Genomic DNA, 5,712 nt, shown 5'->3' on the forward strand with positions numbered 1-5,712 from the left:
CCGGCGCGGATTTGGCGGGCTTGCGGAGTATTTTCCTAACGCCCAGGCAAAAAGAAACCCTCAGTCCAGTTGGACTGAGGGTTTCGGGTAAAGCCCCTGGCGATGACCTACTCTCGCATGGCTTGAGCCACACTACCATCGGCGCAGCTGCGTTTCACTTCCGAGTTCGGGATGGGATCGGGTGGTTCCACAGCGCTAATTTCACCAGGGAGACGGTTGGAGTGTCGCCAGTCGGAGCTTCGTGGCAAACGGATGCACGTTAGTGCAAGCGTTTGCGTTGAAGCGCCTACGGCGCTCGTCTCGCATAGTTAACTTGTGACGTAGCTTGCGTTTGCGGATCTACCAACGTTCGTTGGGACCAAGGCAACTTGAGGTTATATGGTCAAGCCGCACGGATCATTAGTATCAGTTAGCTCAATACATTGCTGTACTTACACACCTGACCTATCAACCACATAGTCTATATGGTTCCTTTAGGGGGCTTGTGCCCCGGGAAGTCTCATCTTGAGGCGCGCTTCCCGCTTAGATGCTTTCAGCGGTTATCGCTTCCGAACATAGCTACCCGGCAATGCCACTGGCGTGACAACCGGAACACCAGAGGTTCGTCCACTCCGGTCCTCTCGTACTAGGAGCAGCCCCTCTCAAACTTCCAACGCCCATGGCAGATAGGGACCGAACTGTCTCACGACGTTCTGAACCCAGCTCGCGTACCACTTTAAATGGCGAACAGCCATACCCTTGGGACCGACTACAGCCCCAGGATGTGATGAGCCGACATCGAGGTGCCAAACACCGCCGTCGATATGAACTCTTGGGCGGTATCAGCCTGTTATCCCCGGAGTACCTTTTATCCGTTGAGCGATGGCCCTTCCATACAGAACCACCGGATCACTAAGACCTACTTTCGTACCTGCTTGATCCGTCGATCTTGCAGTCAAGCACGCTTATGCCTTTGCACACAGTGCGCGATGTCCGACCGCGCTGAGCGTACCTTCGTGCTCCTCCGTTACTCTTTAGGAGGAGACCGCCCCAGTCAAACTACCCACCATACACGGTCCCTGATCCGGATAACGGATCTAGGTTAGAACGTCAAGCACGACAGGGTGGTATTTCAAGGATGGCTCCACTGCAGCTAGCGCCACAGTTTCATAGCCTCCCACCTATCCTACACAGACGAACTCAACGTTCAGTGTAAAGCTATAGTAAAGGTTCACGGGGTCTTTCCGTCTTGCCACGGGAACGCTGCATCTTCACAGCGATTTCAATTTCACTGAGTCTCGGGTGGAGACAGCGCCGCTGTCGTTACGCCATTCGTGCAGGTCGGAACTTACCCGACAAGGAATTTCGCTACCTTAGGACCGTTATAGTTACGGCCGCCGTTTACTGGGGCTTCGATCAAGAGCTTCGCCTTGCGGCTGACCCCATCAATTAACCTTCCAGCACCGGGCAGGCGTCACACCCTATACGTCCACTTTCGTGTTTGCAGAGTGCTGTGTTTTTGATAAACAGTCGCAGCGGCCTGGTTTCTGCGACCCTCTTCAGCTATAGCTCGCATGAGCCACCAAAAAGGGTGCACCTTCTCCCGAAGTTACGGTGCCATGTTGCCTAGTTCCTTCACCCGAGTTCTCTCAAGCGCCTGAGAATTCTCATCCTACCCACCTGTGTCGGTTTACGGTACGGTCTTCGTGAGCTGAAGCTTAGGAGCTTTTCCTGGAAGCGTGGTATCAGTGACTTCGCCATAAAGGCTCGTCTCGGTGCTCGGTCTTAAAGAATCCCGGATTTGCCAAAGATTCAAACCTACCGCCTTTCCCCGGGACAACCAACGCCCGGTACACCTAACCTTCTCCGTCCCTCCATCGCACTCACGCGAGGTGCAGGAATATTAACCTGCTTCCCATCGACTACGGCTTTCGCCCTCGCCTTAGGGACCGACTAACCCTGCGTCGATTAACGTTGCGCAAGGAAACCTTGGGCTTTCGGCGTGCGGGCTTTTCACCCGCATTATCGTTACTCATGTCAGCATTCGCACTTCCGATACCTCCAGCAGACTTCTCAATCCACCTTCGCAGGCTTACGGAACGCTCCTCTACCGCGCATAAAACAAGTTTTATGCACCCCAAGCTTCGGTTCACTGCTTAGCCCCGTTAAATCTTCCGCGCAGACCGACTCGACCAGTGAGCTATTACGCTTTCTTTAAAGGGTGGCTGCTTCTAAGCCAACCTCCTGGCTGTCTGTGCCTTTCCACATCGTTTTCCACTTAGCAGTGAATTTGGGACCTTAGCTGTGGGTCTGGGTTGTTTCCCTTTTCACGACGGACGTTAGCACCCGCCGTGTGTCTCCCGGATAGTACGTACTGGTATTCGGAGTTTGCAATGGTTTGGTAAGTCGCGATGACCCCCTAGCCATAACAGTGCTCTACCCCCAGTAGTATTCGTCCGAGGCGCTACCTAAATAGCTTTCGAGGAGAACCAGCTATCTCCGGGTTCGATTAGCTTTTCACTCCTAATCACAGCTCATCCCCGTCTTTTGCAACAGACGTGGGTTCGGGCCTCCAGTACCTGTTACGGCACCTTCACCCTGGCCATGACTAGATCACCCGGTTTCGGGTCTACTGCCCGCGACTATGCGCCCTTATCAGACTCGGTTTCCCTTCGCCTCCCCTATACGGTTAAGCTTGCCACGAACAGTAAGTCGCTGACCCATTATACAAAAGGTACGCAGTCACTCTTGCGAGCTCCTACTGCTTGTACGCACACGGTTTCAGGATCTATTTCACTCCCCTCTCCGGGGTTCTTTTCGCCTTTCCCTCACGGTACTGGTTCACTATCGGTCGGTCAGGAGTATTTAGCCTTGGAGGATGGTCCCCCCATATTCAGACAGGGTTTCACGTGCCCCGCCCTACTCGTCTTCACTGGAGTGGCCCTTTTAAATACAGGGCTATCACCTTCTATGGCCAATCTTTCCAGATTGTTTTTCTAAAGCCATTCCAGCTTAAGGGCTGTTCCCCGTTCGCTCGTCACTACTTAGGGAATCTCGGTTGATTTCTTTTCCTCCGGTTACTTAGATATTTCAGTTCACCGGGTTCGCTTCCAGCAGCTATGAATTCACTGCAGGATACTGCCGAAGCAGTGGGTTTCCCCATTCGGATATTGCCGGATCAAAGCTTGTTGCCAGCTCCCCGACACTTTTCGCAGGCTACCACGTCCTTCATCGCCTCTGACCGCCTAGGCATCCACCGTGTGCGCTTATTCGCTTGACCATATAACCCCAAGTTGCCTCGGAGCTATATGTACGTGTTGTGTGGGGTACAAAGCCACCAACGCGAACATACGACTCAATTACTTAGGGACTCGAAGTCCCCGCCTTAGCCTCAACGACACGTTTAGATAGATATCTCAAACGCTCGCTACGTCACAAGTTATAAAAGAACATGTATCAGCCTCAACGCTGATCCATATAAATTCTTAAGTGTGCACTACATTCAGAGTGGTGGGTCTGGGTAGACTCGAACTACCGACCTCACCCTTATCAGGGGTGCGCTCTAACCACCTGAGCTACAGACCCGAAGTCTTTTCACTCAATATGGTGGAGCCTGTCGGGATCGAACCGACGACCCCCTGCTTGCAAAGCAGGTGCTCTCCCAGCTGAGCTAAGGCCCCAAAAGGGACTTCGCATACCGACCTGTGCCGGTATGAATCTCTGAATGCAGGTAATTTGTGAGGACGCCCGACAGGACGAATGACGTCATGCTCAAAAGGAGGTGATCCAGCCGCACCTTCCGATACGGCTACCTTGTTACGACTTCACCCCAGTCATCGGCCACACCGTGGCAAGCGCCCTCCCGAAGGTTAAGCTACCTGCTTCTGGTGCAACAAACTCCCATGGTGTGACGGGCGGTGTGTACAAGGCCCGGGAACGTATTCACCGCAGCAATGCTGATCTGCGATTACTAGCGATTCCGACTTCATGGAGTCGAGTTGCAGACTCCAATCCGGACTGAGATAGGGTTTCTGGGATTGGCTTGCCCTCGCGGGTTTGCAGCCCTCTGTCCCTACCATTGTAGTACGTGTGTAGCCCTGGTCGTAAGGGCCATGATGACTTGACGTCATCCCCACCTTCCTCCGGTTTGTCACCGGCGGTCTCCTTAGAGTTCCCACCATTACGTGCTGGCAACTAAGGACAAGGGTTGCGCTCGTTGCGGGACTTAACCCAACATCTCACGACACGAGCTGACGACAGCCATGCAGCACCTGTCTCACGGTTCCCGAAGGCACCAATCCATCTCTGGAAAGTTCCGTGGATGTCAAGACCAGGTAAGGTTCTTCGCGTTGCATCGAATTAAACCACATACTCCACCGCTTGTGCGGGCCCCCGTCAATTCCTTTGAGTTTCAGTCTTGCGACCGTACTCCCCAGGCGGCGAACTTAACGCGTTAGCTTCGATACTGCGTGCCAAATTGCACCCAACATCCAGTTCGCATCGTTTAGGGCGTGGACTACCAGGGTATCTAATCCTGTTTGCTCCCCACGCTTTCGTGCCTCAGTGTCAGTGTTGGTCCAGGTAGCCGCCTTCGCCACGGATGTTCCTCCCGATCTCTACGCATTTCACTGCTACACCGGGAATTCCGCTACCCTCTACCACACTCTAGTGACCCAGTATCCACTGCAATTCCCAGGTTGAGCCCAGGGCTTTCACAACAGACTTAAACCACCACCTACGCACGCTTTACGCCCAGTAATTCCGAGTAACGCTTGCACCCTTCGTATTACCGCGGCTGCTGGCACGAAGTTAGCCGGTGCTTATTCTTTGGGTACCGTCAGAACAATCGGGTATTAACCGACTGCTTTTCTTTCCCAACAAAAGGGCTTTACAACCCGAAGGCCTTCTTCACCCACGCGGCATGGCTGGATCAGGCTTGCGCCCATTGTCCAATATTCCCCACTGCTGCCTCCCGTAGGAGTCTGGACCGTGTCTCAGTTCCAGTGTGGCTGATCATCCTCTCAGACCAGCTACGGATCGTCGCCTTGGTGGGCCTTTACCCCGCCAACTAGCTAATCCGACATCGGCTCATTCAATCGCGCGAAGCCCGAAGGTCCTCCGCTTTCACCCGTAGGTCGTATGCGGTATTAGCGTAAGTTTCCCTACGTTATCCCCCACGAAAGAGTAGATTCCGATGTATTCCTCACCCGTCCGCCACTCGCCACCCATAAGAGCAAGCTCTTACTGTGCTGCCGTTCGACTTGCATGTGTTAGGCCTGCCGCCAGCGTTCACTCTGAGCCAGGATCAAACTCTTCACTTAAAATTACATGTCCGAAGACAAATTACTTTAGCTGCAGAAGTTCAACCACTGACAACTTATCGCTTGCAAAGCAATTAATATGTTGCTTTTTGATTAAACGTCTGCAAGATGGACAATCATCCTTCCTGCAGGCGTCCGCACAAATTACCTGCGCACACTGTCAAAGAACATTGGGAAGTGGCCTCAGCGCCGTTCCCGTCAGCTTCGTCGTTTCCGTCGAAGCGAGCCGCCCATTATAGCGGACTTTTTCTTGCCGTCAACACCTTGTTTCCGAGGCGGTTGACGCTGCTTCGTTTCAACCCGAAGGTTTTCTGCGAAGCGAGCCGGCCATATTAGCAGGCTTTTCATCTCCGTCAACCCCTCGTGAAGAGGAAGTTGTCGCCGCTGCACTTCAACCCGCCGTAGCGTCTTT

Annotated in this window: 2 tRNA genes and 3 rRNA genes; all 5 read right to left on the bottom strand. The window is 53.4% G+C overall.

Annotation, left to right across the window (positions count from 1 at the left end):
- Positions 1 to 94: 94 nt before the first annotated feature.
- A 5S ribosomal RNA gene (rrf, locus tag ABQZ00_RS23755) occupies positions 95 to 209 on the bottom strand.
- 169 nt (positions 210 to 378) lie between these two features.
- Positions 379 to 3,259 (bottom strand): 23S ribosomal RNA (locus ABQZ00_RS23760).
- Positions 3,260 to 3,487: 228 nt separating this feature from the next.
- A tRNA-Ile gene (locus ABQZ00_RS23765) sits at positions 3,488 to 3,564 on the bottom strand.
- A 19-nt stretch (positions 3,565 to 3,583) separates the two neighbouring features.
- A tRNA-Ala gene (locus ABQZ00_RS23770) sits at positions 3,584 to 3,659 on the bottom strand.
- 94 nt (positions 3,660 to 3,753) lie between these two features.
- Positions 3,754 to 5,300, bottom strand: a 16S ribosomal RNA gene (locus tag ABQZ00_RS23775).
- Together the 16S, 23S and 5S rRNA genes with 2 tRNA genes alongside form the textbook arrangement of a ribosomal RNA operon.
- Positions 5,301 to 5,712 lie beyond the last annotated feature (412 nt).

The sequence above is a fragment of the Xanthomonas sp. WHRI 10204 genome, from assembly GCF_040202875.1.
GTDB lineage: Bacteria > Pseudomonadota > Gammaproteobacteria > Xanthomonadales > Xanthomonadaceae > Xanthomonas.